This is a genomic window from Pseudomonas fluorescens, from assembly GCF_004683905.1.
Taxonomy (GTDB): domain Bacteria; phylum Pseudomonadota; class Gammaproteobacteria; order Pseudomonadales; family Pseudomonadaceae; genus Aquipseudomonas; species Aquipseudomonas putida_A.
This window is the reverse complement of record NZ_CP038438.1, coordinates 1,976,816-1,996,586: the sequence shown is the minus strand read 5'-3', so window position 1 is coordinate 1,996,586 and position 19,771 is coordinate 1,976,816. Positions and strand designations below refer to the sequence as shown.

The 19,771-nt window shown below is 60.7% G+C and carries 15 protein-coding genes; 8 read left to right on the top strand and 7 right to left on the bottom strand.

The annotated features are described in order from the left end of the window. Positions 1 to 6 precede the first annotated feature (6 nt). From prpD to E4T63_RS09105, 6 genes are all read right to left on the bottom strand, one after another. Entirely contained in the window at positions 7 to 1,491 is a 1,485-nt protein-coding gene (gene prpD, locus E4T63_RS09135) for a 2-methylcitrate dehydratase (RefSeq protein WP_135295295.1), read from the bottom strand. A 556-nt stretch (positions 1,492 to 2,047) separates the two neighbouring features. Then, a complete protein-coding gene (prpF, locus tag E4T63_RS09130; RefSeq protein WP_135295294.1) occupies positions 2,048 to 3,247 on the bottom strand; it encodes a 2-methylaconitate cis-trans isomerase PrpF in 1,200 nt (399 codons plus the stop codon). A 54-nt stretch (positions 3,248 to 3,301) separates the two neighbouring features. Further along, positions 3,302 to 5,896, bottom strand: coding sequence for a Fe/S-dependent 2-methylisocitrate dehydratase AcnD (gene acnD / locus E4T63_RS09125; protein WP_135295293.1), 2,595 nt, complete (start codon positions 5,894 to 5,896; stop codon positions 3,302 to 3,304). Positions 5,897 to 6,097: 201 nt separating this feature from the next. Beyond that, positions 6,098 to 7,225 (bottom strand): bifunctional 2-methylcitrate synthase/citrate synthase, encoded by a 1,128-nt coding sequence (gene prpC / locus E4T63_RS09115; protein ID WP_134785841.1) that lies wholly within the window; start codon positions 7,223 to 7,225, stop codon positions 6,098 to 6,100. 136 nt (positions 7,226 to 7,361) lie between these two features. Beyond that, entirely contained in the window at positions 7,362 to 8,255 is an 894-nt protein-coding gene (prpB, locus tag E4T63_RS09110) for a methylisocitrate lyase (protein ID WP_007960897.1), read from the bottom strand. After that, positions 8,252 to 8,974, bottom strand: coding sequence for a GntR family transcriptional regulator (locus E4T63_RS09105; protein ID WP_177416209.1), 723 nt, complete (start codon positions 8,972 to 8,974; stop codon positions 8,252 to 8,254). The genes prpB and E4T63_RS09105 overlap by 4 nt, the downstream gene beginning before the upstream one ends. A gap of 290 nt (positions 8,975 to 9,264) precedes the next feature. On the opposite strand from E4T63_RS09105, the gene E4T63_RS09100 reads away from it, so the two are divergent. From E4T63_RS09100 to pabB, 5 genes are all read left to right on the top strand, one after another. Then, positions 9,265 to 9,801, top strand: coding sequence for an ATP-dependent zinc protease family protein (locus E4T63_RS09100; protein WP_025110318.1), 537 nt, complete (start codon positions 9,265 to 9,267; stop codon positions 9,799 to 9,801). Between the two features lie 5 nt (positions 9,802 to 9,806). Continuing rightward, a complete protein-coding gene (locus E4T63_RS09095; protein WP_007960894.1) occupies positions 9,807 to 11,342 on the top strand; it encodes an inactive transglutaminase family protein in 1,536 nt (511 codons plus the stop codon). Further along, a complete protein-coding gene (locus tag E4T63_RS09090; RefSeq protein WP_135295292.1) occupies positions 11,342 to 12,328 on the top strand; it encodes an alpha-L-glutamate ligase-like protein in 987 nt (328 codons plus the stop codon). Before E4T63_RS09095 ends, E4T63_RS09090 begins: the two co-directional genes overlap by 1 nt. Positions 12,329 to 12,458: 130 nt before the next feature. After that, positions 12,459 to 13,601 (top strand): IS481 family transposase, encoded by a 1,143-nt coding sequence (locus E4T63_RS09085; RefSeq protein ID WP_135295291.1) that lies wholly within the window; start codon positions 12,459 to 12,461, stop codon positions 13,599 to 13,601. A 272-nt stretch (positions 13,602 to 13,873) separates the two neighbouring features. Continuing rightward, positions 13,874 to 15,217: an aminodeoxychorismate synthase component I gene (pabB, locus tag E4T63_RS09080; protein ID WP_135295290.1), complete on the top strand. Its 1,344-nt coding sequence runs from the start codon at positions 13,874 to 13,876 to the stop codon at positions 15,215 to 15,217. Positions 15,218 to 15,326: 109 nt separating this feature from the next. On the opposite strand, the gene thrH is transcribed toward pabB, so the two are convergent. Then, positions 15,327 to 15,944, bottom strand: coding sequence for a bifunctional phosphoserine phosphatase/homoserine phosphotransferase ThrH (gene thrH / locus E4T63_RS09075; RefSeq protein WP_098967943.1), 618 nt, complete (start codon positions 15,942 to 15,944; stop codon positions 15,327 to 15,329). A 163-nt stretch (positions 15,945 to 16,107) separates the two neighbouring features. Between thrH and E4T63_RS09070 the strand changes: the two genes are divergently transcribed. The 3 genes from E4T63_RS09070 (at position 16,108) to E4T63_RS09060 (ending at position 19,746) form a co-directional block, all read left to right on the top strand. Then, on the top strand, positions 16,108 to 16,842 hold the full coding sequence (locus tag E4T63_RS09070; RefSeq protein WP_003223260.1) for a phosphoadenylyl-sulfate reductase: 735 nt from the start codon (positions 16,108 to 16,110) through the stop codon (positions 16,840 to 16,842). Positions 16,843 to 17,425: 583 nt separating this feature from the next. Then, on the top strand, positions 17,426 to 18,964 hold the full coding sequence (locus E4T63_RS09065) for an NCS1 family nucleobase:cation symporter-1 (protein ID WP_135295289.1): 1,539 nt from the start codon (positions 17,426 to 17,428) through the stop codon (positions 18,962 to 18,964). Positions 18,965 to 19,017: 53 nt separating this feature from the next. Further along, entirely contained in the window at positions 19,018 to 19,746 is a 729-nt protein-coding gene (locus tag E4T63_RS09060) for an aspartate/glutamate racemase family protein (protein ID WP_027613303.1), read from the top strand. Positions 19,747 to 19,771 lie beyond the last annotated feature (25 nt).

Genomic DNA, 19,771 nt, shown 5'->3' with positions numbered 1-19,771 from the left:
GTTGGCCTAGATCACGAACAGGTCGACGAAGCGATTGACCGGCGTGGCTTCGAGCGCTTGCTGATCCTTGCACAGGGTGAAGATCTCGTTGCTGCGCTGGCCGGTGAAACGCGTCGCCAGGTTGGCCTTGAACTTGTCCTCCAGCAACGGGATGCCCTCGGCGCGACGGCGACGGTGGCCGATCGGGTATTCCACCACCACGTTCTCGGTGCTCGAGCCATCCTTGAAAAACACCTGCACCGCGTTGGCAATCGAGCGCTTGTCGGCCTTCAGATACTCGCGGGTGAAACGCGGGTCTTCGACGATGACCATCTTCTCGCGCAACACATCGATGATCGGGTGCGCAGCGTGGAAATCGTCCTCGTATTGTTCGGCCAGCAGATTGCCGAATGCCAGCGGCACGGCGGTCATGTACTGAATGCAGTGGTCGCGATCCGCCGCATTGGCCAGCGGCCCGACCTTGGAGATGATACGAATCGCCGACTCATGGGTGGTGATGACGATGCGGTCGACTTCATGCAAGCGGTTGCGCACCAACGGATGCAAGGTCACCGCTGCTTCGCAGGCAGTCTGCGCGTGGAATTCGGCGGGGAAGCTGATCTTGAACAGCACGTTTTCCATCACGTAACTGCCGTAGGGCCGCGCGAAACTGAAGACGCGTTTGCCCTCTGGCTTGAGCGCCAGATCGTTGTTGGTGTGGCTGAACGACACGTCGTAGAAACCCCACTGCCTGGCCGTCAGCACGCCGGGAATACCCATTTCGCCGCGCAGGGCGATGTCGGCCAGACGCACACCGCGACTGGTGGCATCCCCCGCCGCCCAGGATTTACGCGAGCCGGCGTTCGGCGCATGGCGATAGGTGCGCAGCGCCTGACCATCGGCGAAGGCATGGGACAACGCCGACAGCAGTTGCTCGCGATTGGCGCCCATCAGTTTGGCGGTGACGGCGGTCGAAGCGACTTTCACCAGTAGAACGTGGTCGAGGCCGACGCGGTTGAACGAGTTTTCCAGAGCGATCACGCCTTGGATCTCGTGGGCCATGATCATCGCTTCAAGCACGTCGCGCACTGTCAGCGCTGCTTCACCGTTGGCGACACGCTTCTGCGAGAGATGATCGGCCACCGCGAGAATTCCGCCGAGGTTGTCCGACGGATGCCCCCACTCGGCGGCGAGCCAGGTGTCGTTGTAGTCGAGCCAACGCACGATGCAGCCGATGTCCCACGCGGCTTTCACCGGGTCGAGGCGATAGGAAGTGCCCGGCACCCGCGCCCCGAACGGCACGACGGTGCCTTCGACGAGTGGGCCAAGGTGTTTGGTGCACTCGGGGAACCGCAACGCCAGCAAGCCACAACCGAGGGTATCCATCAGGCAGTTGCGGGCGGTGTCGAGGGCTTCGGCAGATTCGACGTTGAAGGTGAGGACGTAATCGGCGATGTCTTGCAGGACACGGTCGTAGTCGGGGCGGTTGTTCTGGTCGACGTTGGCGCTCATTGCGGCTCTCCTGGTGGGGAATGATGAGTGGGGTGGTCTTCCTCAGGGGCTGGTTGGTTTTTTGTTTAGAGCAGATCGTGGTGTCTGCTTTGTGATGTTTCGTCAGTGGATTGTTTCCCTCACCCTAGCCCTCTCCCGGAGGGAGAGGGAACCGACCGGGTGATATTCAACACATACGTCGACCTGAAAGCTCTTCCGTGAATCCATAATCGCCAAGATGCTTCAGGTCGCAGGACATCCAATTACAACTCGGTCTGCTCCCTCTCCCTCCGGGAGAGGCTAGGGTGATATTCAACACATACGTCGACCTGAAAGCTCTCCCGTGAATCCATAATCGCCAAGATGCTTCAGGTCGCAGGACATCCAATTACAACTCGGTCTGCTCCCTCTCCCTCCGGGAGAGGGCTAGGGTGATATTCAACACATACGTCGACCTGAAAGCTCTTCCGTGAATCCATAATCGCCAAGATGCTTCAGGTCGCAGGACATCCAATTACAACTCGGTCTGCTCCCTCTCCCTCCGGGAGAGGGCTGGGGTGAGGGCATCGATACTGGATCAGAAAGAGTCGCCAGGGATACGGACGAAACCTTCCATGAGGACGCGCGCACTGCGGCTCATGATGGCCTTTTTCACTACCCACTCACCGTTTTCCAGACTGGCCTCGGCGCCTACGCGCAGCGTCCCGGACGGATGGCCGAAGCGCACCGCGTTGCGCTCGACACCGCCCGCCGCGAGATTCACCAGAGTCCCGGAAATCGCCGCCGCCGTGCCGATTGCCACCGCCGCCGTACCCATCATCGCGTGGTGCAACTTGCCCATCGACAACGCACGCACCAGCAGATCCACATCAGCGGCGGCAATCGCCTTGCCGCTGGACGCCACGTAATTCGCAGGCTTGGCGACAAACGCGACTTTCGGCGTGTGCTGTCGCTTGGCCGCTTCGTCCAGATTCGCAATCAGCCCCATGCGCAATGCACCGTAGGCGCGGATGGTTTCGAACATCTGCAGCGCTTTCGGATCGCCGTTGATCGCGCTCTGAAGCTCGGTGCCGGTGTAGCCGATGTCTGCGGCGTTGACGAAAATCGTCGGGATCCCGGCGTTGATCATGGTCGCCTGGAACGTGCCGACACCCGGCACCTCAAGCTGATCGATCAGGTTACCGGTGGGGAACATCGAACCGCCGCCCTCTTCTTCCGCTGCCGGATCCATGAATTCGACCTGCACTTCGGCGGCCGGAAAGGTCACGCCGTCGAGTTCGAAATCACCGGTTTCCTGCACCTCGCCGTTGGTGATCGGCACGTGGGCGATGATGGTCTTGCCGATGTTGGCCTGCCACACGCGCACCACCGCCACGCCGTTGTGCGGAATGCGGCGGGCCTCCACCAGACCATTGCTGATGGCGAACGAACCGACCGCTGCCGAGAGGTTGCCGCAATTACCGCTCCAGTCGACGAACGGCTTGTCGATGGAGACCTGACCGAACAGATAATCGACGTCGTGATCGGCCTTGCTGCTTTTCGACAGGATCACGGTTTTGCTGGTGCTCGAGGTGGCACCGCCCATGCCGTCGATCTGCTTGTCGTACGGGTCGGGGCTGCCGATCACCCGCAGCAGCAAGGCATCGCGGGCGGGGCCGGGAACCTGCGCGGCTTCGGGCAGATCCTTGAGGCTGAAGAACACGCCTTTGCTGGTACCGCCGCGCATGTAGGTGGCGGGGATTTTGATCTGCGGTGCGAAATTAGCTGCGTGAGCCATGATGCTCCTTAACCACAGGCGTGAGATGGCGATCTCACGCCTGTATCAGTAGATTTAAACGGCAACCGCCGACTCTTCGAGGAAGTCCTGGGCGAAGCGCTGCAACACGCCGCCGGCCTCGTAGATCGACACTTCTTCAGCGGTATCCAGACGGCAGGTTACCGGCACTTCTACGCGCTCGCCGTTGTTGCGGTGGATCACCAGCGTCAGGTCGGCGCGCGGGGTACGGGCGCCGATCACGTCGTAGGTTTCGCTGCCGTCGATGGCCAGCGTGTGACGGTCGGTGCCCGGTTTGAACTCCAGCGGCAACACGCCCATGCCCACCAGGTTGGTGCGGTGGATGCGCTCGAAACCTTCGGCGACGATCGCTTCGACACCTGCCAGACGCACGCCTTTGGCCGCCCAGTCGCGGGACGAACCCTGACCGTAATCGGCGCCGGCAATGATGATCAGCGGCTGCTTGCGCTCCATGTAGGTTTCGATGGCTTCCCACATGCGCATCACCTGGCCTTCCGGCTCGACCCGCGCCAGCGAGCCCTGCTTGACCTTGCCGTTTTCCTGAACCATTTCGTTGAACAGTTTCGGGTTGGCGAAGGTCGCGCGTTGCGCGGTCAAGTGGTCACCACGGTGCGTGGCGTAGGAGTTGAAGTCCTCTTCCGGCAGGCCCATTTTCGCCAGGTATTCACCGGCGGCGCTGTCGAGCATGATCGCGTTCGAGGGCGACAGGTGATCGGTGGTGATGTTGTCCGGCAGTACCGCCAGCGGGCGCATACCCTTCAGCGGCCGCGCGCCGGCCAGCGCGCCTTCCCAGTACGGCGGACGGCGGATATAGGTGCTCATTTCGCGCCAGTCGTACAGCGGCGCGACTTTCGGGCCGGTGTCTTCGTGGATGGCGAACATCGGAATGTAGACCTGCCGGAACTGCTCCGGCTTCACCGACGACTTCACCACCGCGTCGATTTCTTCGTCGCTCGGCCAGATGTCCTTCAGGCGGATTTCCTTGCCGTCGACCACGCCCAGCACATCTTTCTCGATGTCGAAACGGATGGTCCCGGCGATGGCGTACGCGACCACCAGCGGCGGCGACGCGAGGAACGCCTGTTTGGCGTACGGGTGGATGCGGCCGTCGAAGTTGCGGTTGCCGGAAAGCACGGCAGTCGCATACAGATCGCGGTCGATGATCTCTTGCTGGATCACCGGATCGAGGGCGCCGGACATGCCGTTGCAAGTGGTGCAGGCAAACGCGACGACACCGAAACCAAGTTGCTCCAGCTCGGTGGTCAGCCCCGCTTCATCGAGGTACAGCGCCACGGTTTTCGAACCCGGCGCCAGCGAGGATTTGACCCACGGCTTGCGGGTCAGGCCCAGCTTGTTGGCATTGCGCGCCAAGAGGCCGGCGGCGATCACGTTACGCGGGTTGCTGGTGTTGGTGCAGCTGGTGATGGCGGCGATGATCACCGCGCCGTCGGGCATCTGCCCCGGCACATCATCCCACTGCCCGGAGATGCCTTTGGCCGCCAGATCCGACACCGCGACGCGGGCGTGCGGGTTGCTCGGGCCGGCCATGTTGCGCACCACCGAAGACAAATCGAAGCTCAGGCCGCGCTCGTATTGCGCGCCTTTCAGGCTGTCGGCCCACAGGCCGTTGAGCTTGGCGTACTGCTCGACGAGCTGCACTTGCTGGTCTTCGCGACCGGTGAGTTTCAGGTAGTCGATGGTCTGTTGATCGATGTAGAACATCGCGGCCGTGGCGCCGTATTCCGGGGCCATGTTGGAGATGGTCGCGCGGTCGCCGAGGGTCAGTGCGGACGCGCCTTCGCCGAAGAACTCCAGCCAGGCGCCGACGACTTTCTGTTTGCGCAGGTACTCGGTCAGCGCCAGCACCATGTCGGTGGCGGTGATGCCGGGTTGCAGCTTGCCGGTCAGTTCGACGCCGACGCTCTCCGGCAGGCGCATCCACGAGGCGCGGCCGAGCATCACGCTCTCGGCTTCAAGCCCACCAACACCGATGGCGATCACGCCCAGCGCATCGACGTGCGGGGTGTGGCTGTCAGTGCCGACGCAGGTGTCGGGGAACGCCACGCCGTCGCGCACCTGGATCACCGGGGACATTTTCTCCAGGTTGATCTGGTGCATGATGCCGTTGCCCGGCGGGATCACGTCGACGTTCTTGAAGGCCTTTTTGGTCCAGTTGATGAAGTGGAAACGGTCTTCGTTGCGCCGGTCTTCGATGGCGCGGTTCTTCTCGAACGCCTGCTTGTCGAAACCGCCCGCTTCCACCGCCAGCGAGTGGTCGACGATCAGTTGCGTCGGCACCACCGGGTTGACCTGCGCCGGGTCACCACCCTGTTGCGCAATCGCGTCACGCAGGCCGGCGAGGTCGACCAGTGCGGTCTGGCCGAGAATGTCGTGGCACACGACACGCGCCGGAAACCACGGGAAGTCGAGGTCGCGTTTGCGCTCGATCAGTTGTTTCAGCGAATCGCTGAGCGTGGCCGGGTCGCAGCGACGCACGAGGTTTTCCGCCAGCACGCGGGAGGTGTACGGCAGGGTGTCGTAGCTGCCGGGCTGAATCGCCTCGACCGCCGCACGGACGTCGAAATAATCCAGGGAACTGCCGGGCAGGTTTTTGCGGAATGCTGTGTTCATCGGGTCAGGACTCGGGTCACGGTAGTTTCAAAGGGTGGGCAGACGCCCGACTCAAGATTCACACCGTCCCTTGTAGGAGTGAGCCTGCTCGCGATAGCGGTAGATCAGTCGACATCAATGGTGAATGTCAGTCCGTCATCGCGAGCAGGCTCACTCCTACAGGGATTTGTGGTGGCTTCAAGGATCGGGTCAGCTCACCATTCAGCGACGTTCGATTGGCACGAACTTGCGCTGCTCAACGCCGATGTACTCGGCGCTTGGACGGATGATGCGGTTGTTGGCGCGCTGTTCGAACACGTGCGCGGCCCAGCCGGTCAGGCGCGAGCAGACGAAGATCGGCGTGAACAGCTTGGTCGGGATGCCCATGAAGTGGTACGCCGAGGCATGGTAGAAGTCGGCGTTGGGGAACAGTTTTTTCTGCTCCCACATGGTCTTGTCGATGGCTTCGGAGACCGGGAACAGCACCTTGTCACCGACTTCGTCGGCGAGTTTTTTCGACCAGCCCTTGATCACCTCGTTACGCGGATCGCTGTCCTTATAGATCGCGTGGCCGAAGCCCATGATCTTGTCCTTGCGCTCGAGCATGCCGAGGGTGCCTTTGATCGCCTCTTGCGGCGACGAGAAGCGCTCGATCATTTCCATTGCCGCCTCGTTGGCGCCGCCATGCAGCGGGCCACGCAGCGAACCGATAGCCGCCGTGACGCAGGAATACAGGTCGGACAGGGTCGATGCGCAAACGCGAGCGGTAAACGTCGAGGCGTTGAATTCGTGCTCGGCGTAAAGGATCAGCGACACGTTCATCACTTTGACGTGCAGTTCGCTCGGCTTCTTGTCGTGCAGCAGGTGCAGGAAGTGGCCGCCAATCGTAGGTTCGTCGCTGACGCAGTTGATGCGCTTGCCGTCGTGGCTGAAGCGATACCAGTAGCACATGATCGCCGGGAATGCGGCCAGCAGACGGTCAGTCTTGTCGCGCTGTTCGGAGAAGTCTTTCTCCGGCTCGAGGTTGCCGAGGAACGAGCAACCGGTGCGCATCACGTCCATCGGATGGGCGTCAGCGGGGATGCGTTCGAGCACTTCTTTCAGTGCTTGCGGCAGGTCGCGCAGCTTGCTCAGCTTTTGCTGGTAGGCGTCAAGTTGTGCCTGGGTCGGCAGCTCACCGTACAGCAGCAGGTAAGCCACTTCTTCGAACTGCGCGTCTGCTGCCAGTTCACGCACGTCGTAGCCGCGATAGGTCAGCCCGGCACCGGCCTGGCCCACGGTGGACAGTGCGGTTTGCCCGGCAACCTGGCCACGGAGCCCGGCGCCACTGAGTACTTTTGCTTCGGCCATTGCTGTCTCCAATTTTCTTGAATTTGTAGGGGAAACGTGTGGGAGCGGGCTTGCTCGCGAAAGCGCTGGATCAGTCGACATCAATGTTGGATATCAGTCCGTCTTCGCGAGCAAGCCCGCTCCCACAGGGTTTAATTCAGCCTTTCTTTTGTGCAAACAACGCATCGAGCTTCTGCTCGAAGGTGTGATAGTCGATGCGATCGTAGAGCTCCATGCGCGTCTGCATGGTGTCGATGACATTCTGCTGTGTGCCGTCGCGGCGGATCGCGGTGTAGACGTTTTCCGCTGCCTTGTTCATCGCGCGGAACGCCGACAGCGGGTACAGCACCAGCGACACATCCGCCCCTGCAAGCTGCTCGGTGGTGTACAGCGGCGTCGAGCCGAACTCGGTGATGTTGGCCAGAATCGGCGCTTTCACCCGGTTGGCGAACAGCTTGTACATCTCCAGCTCGGTGATGGCTTCCGGGAAGATCATGTCGGCGCCGGCCTCGATGCACGCCGCGGCGCGATCCAGTGCCGACTCCAGACCTTCCACCGCCAGCGCGTCAGTACGCGCCATGATCACGAAGCTGTCGTCGGTACGGGCATCGACGGCGGCTTTGATGCGGTCGACCATTTCCTGCTGGCTGACGATTTCCTTGTTCGGACGGTGGCCGCAACGCTTGGCGCCGACCTGGTCTTCGATGTGAATCGCCGCGGCGCCGAACTTGATCATCGACTTCACAGTGCGCGCCACGTTGAACGCCGACGAACCGAAACCGGTGTCGACGTCCACCAGCAGCGGCAGGTCGCAGACGTCAGTGATGCGCCGCACGTCGGTCAGCACGTCATCCAGGCCGGTGATGCCCAGGTCCGGCACGCCGAGCGAGCCTGCGGCCACCCCGCCACCGGACAGGTAGATCGCCTTGAAACCGGCACGCTTGGCCAGCAGCGCGTGGTTGGCGTTGATCGCGCCGACCACCTGCAATGGGTGCTCGCTGGCGACCGCATCGCGGAAACGCTGGCCTGGAGTGTTCTGCTTGGAACTCATGACTCACCTCGTTCAGTGGCTGTCTTATTGTCGGCGCCGTCCTGGTAATGACGGGCGATGTTGCGTTTCGAGGCGCCGATGTGACGGCGCATCAACAATTCCGCGAGTTCGCCGTCACGGTCGGCGATGGCATCGAGAATCCGGTGGTGTTCGGCGAAGGCCTGACGCGGGCGGTTGGGCGTGGTGGAAAACTGGATGCGGTACATGCGCACCAGTTGATACAGCTCGCCGCAGAGCATCTGGGTCAGCGTGCGGTTGCCGCTGCCCTGGATGATCCGGTAGTGAAAGTCGAAATCGCCTTCCTGCTGGTAATAGCCGACCCCGGCCTGGAACGCCGCGTCGCGCTCGTGGGTTTCCAGCACCCGGCGCAGTTCGTCGATTTCTTCGACGCTCATGCGCTCGGCCGCCAGCCGGCAGGCCATGCCTTCAAGGGATTCGCGGATTTCGTAGAGTTCGAGCAATTCGGCGTGGCTGAGCGACACCACCCGCGCGCCGACATGCGGTACGCGCACCAACAGTCGCTGACCTTCAAGCCGATGAATGGCCTCGCGCAGCGGCCCGCGACTGATGCCATAAGTGCGCGCCAGCTCGGGTTCGGAGATCTTGCTGCCTGGGGCGATCTCGCCTTTGACGATGGCCGCCTGGATGCGCCGGAAGACGTTTTCCGAGAGCGTCTCGGAATCCTCGCCGCTGATGACCGGGGGATCGAGTTGATCCAGCATGATTGTCGACACCTTTAAATCCAATGCGGCAAAAACTAGCCAATTCGCCCACATCAGTCAAAGGATAAATACACATTGTCGACAATCGTCTAATAACCCTCCTTGACTACCCCAAGGGTTATAGACCGGTGCGGGCGCTGGCGCCATAAAACCACCGTGCTAGAATGCCGCCCGCATTTGCTGGCCATTTGTACGGCTTGTCATAAAAAGCTGATAGGCACACGAAGGAACTTGCGCAGTATTGCCAGGCACCTGAACCGAAAACGGAACGCTGCGCACCAGGATTTATGAGACTCAAGCCCTTCCCCACATTTTTTGCGCTGTTTTGCCTGCCCGGCCTCGCCGCGGCGGGGGAAAAAACCGTGTACGGCCTCAACGAATACGCATCGCTTGACGGCATCAATCTGCAAGTCGCGGCCAAACTCGACACTGGCGCCAAGACCGCCTCACTGAGTGCCCGCGACATCAAACGCTTCAAACGCAACGGCGAGTCCTGGGTGCGTTTCTACCTGGCGATCGACGCGGCGCATTCGCACCCGATCGAGCGGCCGCTGGCCCGGGTCAGCAAGATCAAACGCCGCGCCGGCGACTACGACCCGGAAGAAGGTAAAAAGTACACCGCGCGCCCGGTGATCGAGCTGGATATCTGCATGGGCACGGCGTTGCGCAGCATCGAAGTGAACCTGACCGACCGAAGTGCGTTCCAATACCCGCTTTTGATCGGCTCCGAAGCGCTGAAACGCTTCGACGCGCTGGTCGACCCCAGTCTTAAATACGCTGCCGGCAAACCTGCCTGCACCATCGCCGCTCATACCGCCGAGTAATTTCCATGCGTTCTCTAACCTTCCACCTGAAAATCCTGATCACCATTCTGGTGCTCCTGGGCGTTTCGGTTACGGCCTATCAGATTTTCGTGCTCGGCATCCCGGTGACCGAAGACGCTACCGACGACTTGTGGAACATCGACGCCAAAGTCGAGTTCGTCGCCAGCACCAAGGACCCGGTGAAGGTCCAGATGTTCGTGCCGCCCCTGAGCCGCGATTACGTCAGCCTCAACGAAAGCTTTATCTCCAATAATTACGGCGTGGCGGTCAACCGTGTCGACGGCAACCGCAAGGTCACCTGGTCGGCGCGCCGGGCCAAGGGCAACCAGACCCTTTATTACCGTCTGGTGCTGACCAAGCGCTACACCGCGGAAAAATCCAAGATCAAAGGCCCGACCTTCCGCGACAGCATCGCCATCGAAGGCCCGGAAAAAATCGCCGCCGAAGCCCTGCTCGCGCCGATCCGCCAGCACTCGGCCGACGTCGAAACCTTCATCGGCGAAGCGATCAAACGCGTCAACAACGCCAACGATGACAACGTCAAACTGCTGCTGGCCGGCGACCCGTCGACACCGCACAAGGCGAAGATCGTCGAACTGCTGCTGTCCATCGCTCACGTGCCGGTGGAAAAAGTCCACACCATCCGCCTCGTCGCCGATCAACCGCAAACCCCGGAACTGTGGCTGCGCAGTTTCAACGGCAACGACTGGCTGTACTTCAACCCGGAAACCGGCGAACAAGGCCTGCCGACCGACCGCCTGCTGTGGTGGACCGGTGATGAAAACCTGATCACCATCGAGGGCGCGAAGAAAGCCAACGTGACCTTCAGCCTGAACAACAGCGAGATGAACGCGATTCGTCTGGCCAAGCTGACTGACGAAAACACCGACGCCAACTTCCTCGAATACTCGCTGTATGGCCTGCCGCTGCAGACCCAGCAAACGTTCATGATCATGGTGATGATCCCGATCGGCGTGCTGGTGATCCTGATCCTGCGCAACCTGATCGGCCTGCAGACCCTCGGCACGTTCACCCCGGTACTGATCGCCCTGGCCTTCCGCGAAACGCAACTGGGCTTCGGCATCCTGCTGTTTACCGTAATCACCGCGCTGGGCCTGTCATTACGCTCGTATCTGGAACATTTGAAGCTGCAGATGCTGCCGCGCCTGTCGGTAGTGTTGACCTTCGTGGTGGTGCTGATTGCCGCCATCAGTCTGTTCAGCCATAAACTCGGCCTGGAGCGCGGTTTGTCGGTGGCGCTGTTCCCGATGGTGATTCTGACCATGACCATCGAACGCCTGTCGATCACCTGGGAAGAACGTGGCGCCAGCCATGCCATGAAAGTGGCGATCGGCACCCTGTTCGCCGCCTCGCTGGCACACCTGATCATGACCGTGCCGGAGCTGGTGTACTTCGTGTTCACCTTCCCGGCGATCCTGCTGATTCTGGTCGGTTTCATGCTGGCGATGGGGCGTTATCGCGGTTATCGCCTGACCGAACTGGTGCGCTTCAAGGCTTTCCTGAAGAAGGCTGACGCCTGATGTTCGGTTTCTGGAAGACCTGGAAGGCGCTGGAGGCGCGGGGCATCATGGGCATCAATCGGCGTAACGCCGACTACGTGCTCAAATACAACAAGCGCAGCCTGTACCCGATCGTCGATGACAAGATCATCACCAAGGAGCGCGCCATCGCTGCCGGCATTCATGTGCCGGAGCTGTACGGCGTGATCTCCACGGAGAAGGAAATCGACAAGCTCGACGCGATCATCGGCGGGCACAACGACTTCGTGATCAAGCCCGCCCAGGGCGCCGGCGGTGACGGCATCATCGTCATCGCCGACCGCTTCGAGGGCCGCTATCGCACGGTCTCGGGCAAGATCCTTGCCCATGAAGAACTCGAACACCACATCTCGAGCATCCTCACCGGCCTGTATTCGCTGGGCGGTCACCGCGACCGCGCACTGATCGAATACCGGGTGACCCCGGATCAGATCTTCAAGAGCATCAGCTACGAAGGCGTGCCGGACATCCGCATCATCGTGCTGATGGGCTATCCGGTGATGGCCATGCTGCGTTTGCCGACCCGTCAGTCCGGCGGCAAGGCCAACCTGCACCAGGGCGCCATCGGCGTCGGCGTCGACCTCGCCACCGGCCTGACCCTGCGCGGCACCTGGCTGAACAACATCATCAACAAACACCCCGACACCACCAACGCGGTGGACGGCGTGCAACTGCCCTACTGGGACGGTTTCATGAAACTCGCCGCCGGCTGTTATGAGCTGTGCGGCCTGGGCTACATCGGCGTGGACATGGTGCTGGATCAGGAGAAAGGCCCGCTGATTCTCGAGCTGAATGCGCGACCGGGGCTGAATATCCAGATTGCCAACGATTGCGGGCTGACCCTGCGTACGCATGCGGTCGAGGCGCATCTGGAAGACCTGAAGGCGCGTGGGGTGACGGAGTCAGTTGAAGAACGGGTGGCGTTTACTCAGGAGATGTTTGGGCATATTCCGGCGGTCGAGGGCTGAAGCTGAAAAGCTGAAGAGCCCCTCACCCTAGCCCTCTCCCTGTATGTACCGGAGACATGGTGGACAGGTGTTCGGAGACATGGTGGACACTTTTTAATAGACACATTGCTCATCGCCAAGGAGATGACCTGTGTCTTGGGAAGAGGTGTCCACCGTGCAACTTCGCTCGGAATTCGTGTTTTTGGCTCGGCAAGAGGGGGCCAATATTCGGCTGCTTTGCCGTCGATTCAATATCAGTCCAAGCACTGCTTACAAATGGCTAAACAGGTTTGAAGCCTCAGGTGTTGAGGGATTGATCAACCAGTCTCGGCGACCGAAAACGTCACCCAAACGCTGTGTTGATGAGGTTGAGCAGCAGATTCTGACCGTGAGTCAGGAGTACGCGGCTTGGGGCGCTCGCAAGCTCAAGCGCGTGTTGGAAGACAACGGCGCAGTGATGCCTTCTGTCAGCACCGTGCATGCGGTTTTAAAGCGTCACTCGCGCGTTGATCCAAAGGCCGCTGAGATCAAGCCATTTATCCGGTTCGAGCATGAAGCTCCCAATGATCTTTGGCAGATGGACTTCAAGGGCCATATCAGCTTGGGCCAGGGCCGTTGCCATCCGTTGACGATACTGGACGATCATTCACGGTTTTCGCTGTGCATCGCTGCGTGCGCGAACGAGCAGCGCCAAACCGTTCAGGAGCATCTAATCCGGACCTTTCGGCGCTACGGCCTGCCTTTGCGCATGACGATGGACAACGGTTCGCCTTGGGGTGACCAGACAGGTGTTTATACCGCACTGGAGATCTGGCTGATGAGCCAAGGCATCAAGGTCGGCCACTCCCGACCTTATCATCCGCAGACCCAAGGAAAGCTGGAGCGCTTTCACCGCAGCCTTAAAAGCGAAGTTCTGCAAGGCCAGTTGTTCATCGATCTCGATGGCGCGCAACGAGCGTTTGATAGCTGGCGTGATATTTACAACCAGAAGCGCCCGCATCAGGCGCTGGACATGCAGGTTCCTGCGGCCCGCTACAGCAGTAGTCCACGGGAATATCAGGAGCAACCCGCGGCGCCGGAGTACAACGATGGCGATGTGATCAGGAAGGTTCAGGTGAAGGGCGAGATCTACTGGGGAAACCGTGAATACACAGTCGGAAAGGCTTTTCACGGGAGGTCAGTAGCTATCCGGGAAACGACGGAGGATGGCATCCACGATGTCTACTGGGGTAAACATCGTATAGCCAAAATCGACTTGAACTTGCAGATTGTCACAGCAGGTAAGAAGATCTAAAACCGTCCACCATGTCTCCGAACATGTGTCCACCATGTCTCCGGTACATACACTCCCGGAGGGAGAGGGGACTGACCGTGTTGGATGCTCGAAGTACATCGACCTGCAAGTTCGAGTCGAACTCAGAACTTGAAAAGCATGAAGATCCGCCCCCTTTCCCCCTCGCCCCCTTGGGGGAGAGGGCTGGGGTGAGGGGGTAGCTTTTGATTTTGATCTGGCAGCCGAGAGGACTACAATCCCCACCCCGCCTCAATGGCCGATCTGCCCCGCCCATGTTGACCTGTTCCGTACACCCGCTGCCCTACCGCGCCAACCCCGCCGACTACTTCGCGGCCATCCGCCATGCGCCCGGCGCCGTGCTGCTCGACAGCGGCCGGCCGAGTGCCGACCGTGGCCGTTTTGACCTGCTCAGCGCCTGGCCGCTGGAACAACTGGCGGTGTTGCCCGACGAAAGCGGCAGCGTTTTCCTGCAACGCCTGCGCGATAATCTGAGCCGTCTGGGCGAGGCGCAGCTGCCTGGCGAATATGACCTGCCATTCGCCGGCGGCCTGATCGGCTATCTGAGCTACGACTTTGGCCGGCATCTGGAACACCTGCCGAGCCAGGCCCGGGATGATCTGCAACTGCCCGACGCGCGGTTCGGCCTGTACGACTGGGCGCTGATCAGCGACCACCAGACCGCCACCAGCCAACTGATATTTCACCCGTCACTGGCCGACAGCGAGCGGCAACGGCTGATCGCGCTGTTCAGCCAACCGACTTCAGCGCCGCTGACGCCGTTCAAGCTGGACACGCCGATGACCGCCGACCTGTCGGCCGATGACTATCGCCAGGCGCTGGAACGCATTCATCAATACATCCAGGCCGGCGACTGCTATCAGGTCAACTTCGCCCAGCGTTTCCGCGCACCGTGTCAGGGCGATCCGTGGCTGGCCTATTGCGCGTTGCGCGAGGCCTGCCCGACGCCGTTTTCCGGTTTCCAGAGCCTGCCCGACGGCGACGCAGTGTTGAGCCTGTCGCCCGAGCGCTTCGTCAAAGTCAGCCAACGCCAAGTGGAAACCCGCCCGATCAAGGGCACCCGCCCGCGTGGCCTGACGCCGGCCGAAGACGCCGCCAACGCCGCCCAACTGCTGGCCAGCCCCAAGGATCGCGCGGAAAACCTGATGATCGTCGACCTGCTGCGCAACGACCTCGGCCGCACCTGCCGGATTGGTTCGGTGCGAGTGCCAGAGCTGTTCAGCCTGGAAAGCTATCCGAATGTGCATCACCTGGTCAGCAGCGTGACCGGTGAACTGGCCGAGGATCGCGATGCGCTGGATCTGATTGCTGGCAGCTTCCCCGGCGGCTCGATCACCGGCGCACCGAAGATCCGTGCGATGCAGATCATCGACGAACTGGAACCGACCCGGCGCGGTTTGTATTGCGGTTCGTTGCTGTACCTGGACGTACGCGGCGAGATGGACAGTTCCATCGCGATTCGCAGTCTGTTGGTCAAGGATGGGCAGGTGTGCTGCTGGGGTGGTGGCGGGATCGTGGCCGATTCGGACTGGCAGGCGGAGTATCAGGAGTCGATTACCAAGGTCAGAATCCTCCTCGATACCCTGCAAAACCTATAACTTTTTGTGGCGAGGGAGCTTGCTCCCGCTGGAGTGCGAAGCGCTCCCCAAAATCTTACGACTGCTGCGCAGCCGAGCGGGAGCAAGCTCCCTCGCCACAATGTTGTAATTACAAACTCAAATCCCGGTTTGAGGCTTTGAGGAATTCCTGCTTCAACTCGACAAACGTATGCACCGCCGGAAACTGCGGGAACTCGCGAATCACGTTGTCCGGCGCATGAAACAGAATCCCCGCGTCCGCCTCGCCCAGCATGCTCGTGTCGTTATACGAATCTCCCGCCGCAATTACCCGGTAGTACAGGCTTTTGAACGCCAGCACCGACTGACGCTTGGGATCTTTCTGACGCAATTGATAGCTGGTCACTCGCCCGCTGTCGTCCGTGATCAGGCGATGGCAGAGCAAGGTCGGGAAGCCCAGTTGCCGCATCAGCGGCTGGGAGAATTCGTAGAAAGTGTCCGAGAGAATCACCACCTGAAAGCGCTCGCGCAGCCAGTCGACGAACTCCACCGCGCCGTCCAGCGGCTTGAGGGTGGCGATCACTTCCTGGATGTCCGAGAGCTTCAGGCCGTGCTCGTCGAGGATGCGCAGGCGCTGCTGCATCAGCACGTCGTAATCGGGAATGTCCCGGGTGGTGGCCTTGAGGGATTCGATTCCGGTTTTTTCGGCGAAGGCGATCCAGATTTCCGGCACCAGTACCCCTTCAAGATCCAGGCAAGCAATTTCCACAAGACACTCCCGTTTGTAGTGATTATTGAGTCGAGCGAGCCCGAACTCTAGCGACTCCCCCGCCACCGCGCAACGCAGCGGGCACACCCTACTCCGCCGCTTTTTGTTACCATCGCCGCCATATAGAGCGCCCAGCGCCACCGACCTGTAGGAAGCCGCCCTGATGAGCCCAACGTTCGATGTCGTGGAACTCGCCACGACCTATGCCAACAAATCCGCCCAAGACATCCTGAAACTCGCGTTCGCCGAGTTCGGTGACGAGCTGTGGATATCTTTCAGTGGTGCCGAGGATGTGGTGCTGGTGGACATGGCCTGGAAGCTGAACAAGAACGTCAAGGTGTTCAGCCTCGACACCGGCCGCCTGCATCCGGAAACCTATCGCTTCATCGATCAGGTGCGCGAGCACTACAAGATCGATATCGAACTGGTGTCGCCGGACTACACGAAGCTGGAACCGTTCGTGAAGGAAAAAGGCCTGTTCAGCTTCTATAAGGACGGCCATGGCGAATGCTGCGGCATCCGCAAGATCGAACCGCTGCGGCGCAAACTGTCCGGCGTCAAAGCCTGGGCCACCGGCCAGCGCCGCGACCAGAGCCCGGGCACCCGCAGCGCCGTGGCGGTGCTGGAGATCGACACCGCGTTCTCCACGCCCGAACGCACCCTGTACAAGTTCAACCCGCTGGCGCAGATGACCAGCGAAGAGATCTGGGGTTACATCCGCATGCTCGAACTGCCGTACAACAGCCTGCATGAACGCGGCTTCATCAGCATCGGCTGCGAACCGTGCACCCGCCCGGTGCTGCCGAACCAGCACGAGCGCGAAGGCCGCTGGTGGTGGGAAGAAGCGACGCAGAAAGAGTGCGGGCTGCATGCGGGGAATATCATCAGCAAGGCGTAAATCTCGCCCCAATGATGTCTCCCCCTGTGGGAGCGGGCTTGCTCGCGAAAGCGGTCTGTCAGTCAGCGAATTTGTTGACTGGGAAGATGCCTTCGCGAGCAAGCCCGCTCCCACATTTGCTTCGTGGTGCCATGAAAAAAAATGTGTACACACGAATGTCACCATCGGTGCCATTTATGTGTGCACTTTTTGCTTTTACGCCCTGAAAAGTTACATCCCTGCTGAATTCCCCTGCGCTCTGCCACCTCCGCAAAATCCCCCGCAAAAAATAAATACCTGTTCAATCGGTCAATTTATAACCAATTATTTTCAAACACTTAGCGCTCATCGATAACTTTTCGAAATGAGCAGAGCGCTGCATAGATCGCTGATTGGCACAGATCTGGCTTTGGTGCATACATGTTTTGTATACAAAACTGCAAAACATCAATCCACACTTTCGATCCGCAAGCCTGAAGCGCCCTATCCCGTACAGGCTGCAGATGCCCCATAACCAGTGATGTTTGCTGGCCGCGACGAAGATTTGTCGAGCACTGAGCTCATGCACAGTCATCGCGGCCCCGCCCATCAGGAGCCTGCCGGAATGCGTACAAGTCTCTCCAACAACATCGCGCTGAATCTGCCCGCCTCTGCCCTCGACCAGCCAATACCCGACACGGGTCTGGCCGAACCGTTACAACTCAGCCCGCGCCTGCACAACCGCGACCTGGCACCGACCCGGGCCGAAGGTCGGCGCTGGGGCAAATACAGCATCTTCGCCCTGTGGACCAACGATGTGCACAACATCGCCAACTACTCGTTCGCCATCGGTCTGTATGCGTTGGGCCTGGGCGGCTGGCAGATTCTGCTGTCGCTGGGGATCGGCGCCGCTCTGGTGTACTTCTTCATGAACCTGTCCGGCTACATGGGGCAGAAAACCGGGGTGCCGTTTCCGGTGATCAGCCGGATCAGTTTCGGCATCCACGGCGCGCAGATTCCGGCGTTGATTCGCGCGGTGATCGCCATCGCCTGGTTCGGGATTCAGACGTATCTGGCGTCGGTAGTGTTTCGCGTGCTGCTGACGGCGATTCACCCCGGTTTCGCCGATTACGACCACAACTCGATTCTCGGCCTGTCGACGCTGGGCTGGGTGTGCTTCGTAGCGATCTGGTTCGTGCAGCTGGCGATTCTCGCCTACGGCATGGAAATGGTTCGCCGTTACGAGGCTTTTGCCGGCCCGGTGATTCTGCTGACCGTCGCCGCCCTCGCCGCGTGGATGTACACCCAGGCCAACGCGACCATTGCCTGGTCGATCCGCGAACCGCTGAGCGGTGGCGAAATGTGGCGCAACATCTTTGCCGGCGGCGCCTTGTGGCTGGCGATCTACGGCACGCTGATCCTGAATTTCTGTGACTTTGCGCGTTCTTCGCCGTGCCGCAAGACCATCAAGGTCGGCAATTTCTGGGGCCTGCCGGTGAACATACTGGTATTCGCCGCCATCACCGTCCTGCTCTGCGGTGCGCAATTTCAGATCAACGGGCGGATCATCGAAAGCCCGACCGAAATCATCGCTTCGATCCCCAACACGTTTTTCCTGGTACTGGGTTGCCTGGCGTTCCTGATCGTCACCGTGGCGGTGAACATCATGGCCAACTTCGTCGCCCCGGCGTTCGTCCTCAGCAACCTGGCGCCGAAGTACCTGACCTTCCGCCGCGCCGGGCTGATCAGCGCGACCATCGCCGTGCTGATCCTGCCGTGGAACCTCTACAACAGCCCGCTGGTGATCGTGTATTTCCTCTCAGGTCTCGGCGCCCTGCTCGGCCCGCTGTACGGGGTGATCATGGTCGACTACTGGCTGATCCGCAAAGGCAGGATCAACGTCCCGCAGTTGTACAGCGAAGATCCCAACGGCGCTTATTACTACAGCCACGGAGTGAATTTCCGCGCGGTGGCGGCGTTCATTCCGGCAGCGCTGATCGCCATTGTCCTGGCGCTGGTGCCGGGCTTCCACAGCATCTCGCCGTTCTCCTGGCTGGTGGGCGCCGGCATTGCCGCGATGCTCTACCTGATCATCGCCAAACGTCAGCCGCACTACGCCGACGTCAGCGGCGAATCGATCGCCGTCGACAACGTCAGCCATTAACTTCCTTGCGGCCCGGGTTTGGGCCGCTGAACTGCCCGCAATAAGGACTTCCCATGCGTATTCTTGTGGTCAACGTCAACACCACCGAATCCATCACCCAGGCCATCGCCCGCTCGGCGCAGGCCGTCGCGTCTCCCGGTACGGAGATCGTCGGCCTCACGCCGTTCTTCGGCGCCGACTCGGTGGAAGGCAATTTCGAAAGTTACCTGGCGGCCATCGCCGTGATGGACCGGGTGATGTCCTACGACCAACCGTTCGACGCGGTGATTCAGGCCGGTTACGGCGAACACGGTCGCGAAGGTTTGCAGGAACTGCTCAACGTGCCGGTAGTGGACATCACCGACGCCGCCGCCAGTACCGCGATGTTTCTCGGTCACGCCTATTCGGTGGTGACCACGCTGGATCGCACCGTGCCGCTGATCGAGGACCGGCTGAAACTCTCGGGCCTGTGGGATCGCTGTGCCTCGGTGCGGGCCAGTGGTCTTGCGGTGCTGGAGCTGGAGCACGAACCACAGCGCGCACTGGAAGCCATCGTGCAACAAGCGGAACTGGCGGTGACTCAGGACAAGGCCGAGGTGATTTGCTTGGGCTGCGGCGGCATGGCCGGGCTGGATGAACAGATTCGTCGCCGCACCGGGGTGCCGGTGGTGGATGGCGTGACGGCGGCGGTGACCATTGCTGAATCGCTGGTGCGGCTGGGGTTGTCGACGTCCAAGGTGCGGACTTACGCGACGCCACGGCCGAAGCAGATCATTGGCTGGGCGGAGCGGTTTGCTCGCTGAGTTCACAGACGAATACCGAGTCGTA

Bases quoted from the DNA above. Each gene is read 5' to 3' on its own strand.
- prpD (WP_135295295.1), bottom strand. From the start codon at position 1,491: ATGAGCGCCAACGTCGACCAGAACAACCGCCCCGACTACGACCGTGTC.
- prpF (WP_135295294.1), bottom strand. From the start codon at position 3,247: ATGGCTCACGCAGCTAATTTCGCACCGCAGATCAAAATCCCCGCCACC.
- acnD (WP_135295293.1), bottom strand. From the start codon at position 5,896: ATGAACACAGCATTCCGCAAAAACCTGCCCGGCAGTTCCCTGGATTAT.
- prpC (WP_134785841.1), bottom strand. From the start codon at position 7,225: ATGGCCGAAGCAAAAGTACTCAGTGGCGCCGGGCTCCGTGGCCAGGTT.
- prpB (WP_007960897.1), bottom strand. From the start codon at position 8,255: ATGAGTTCCAAGCAGAACACTCCAGGCCAGCGTTTCCGCGATGCGGTC.
- E4T63_RS09100 (WP_025110318.1), top strand. From the start codon at position 9,265: ATGAGACTCAAGCCCTTCCCCACATTTTTTGCGCTGTTTTGCCTGCCC.
- E4T63_RS09095 (WP_007960894.1), top strand. From the start codon at position 9,807: ATGCGTTCTCTAACCTTCCACCTGAAAATCCTGATCACCATTCTGGTG.
- E4T63_RS09090 (WP_135295292.1), top strand. From the start codon at position 11,342: ATGTTCGGTTTCTGGAAGACCTGGAAGGCGCTGGAGGCGCGGGGCATC.
- pabB (WP_135295290.1), top strand. From the start codon at position 13,874: ATGTTGACCTGTTCCGTACACCCGCTGCCCTACCGCGCCAACCCCGCC.
- E4T63_RS09070 (WP_003223260.1), top strand. From the start codon at position 16,108: ATGAGCCCAACGTTCGATGTCGTGGAACTCGCCACGACCTATGCCAAC.
- E4T63_RS09065 (WP_135295289.1), top strand. From the start codon at position 17,426: ATGCGTACAAGTCTCTCCAACAACATCGCGCTGAATCTGCCCGCCTCT.
- E4T63_RS09060 (WP_027613303.1), top strand. From the start codon at position 19,018: ATGCGTATTCTTGTGGTCAACGTCAACACCACCGAATCCATCACCCAG.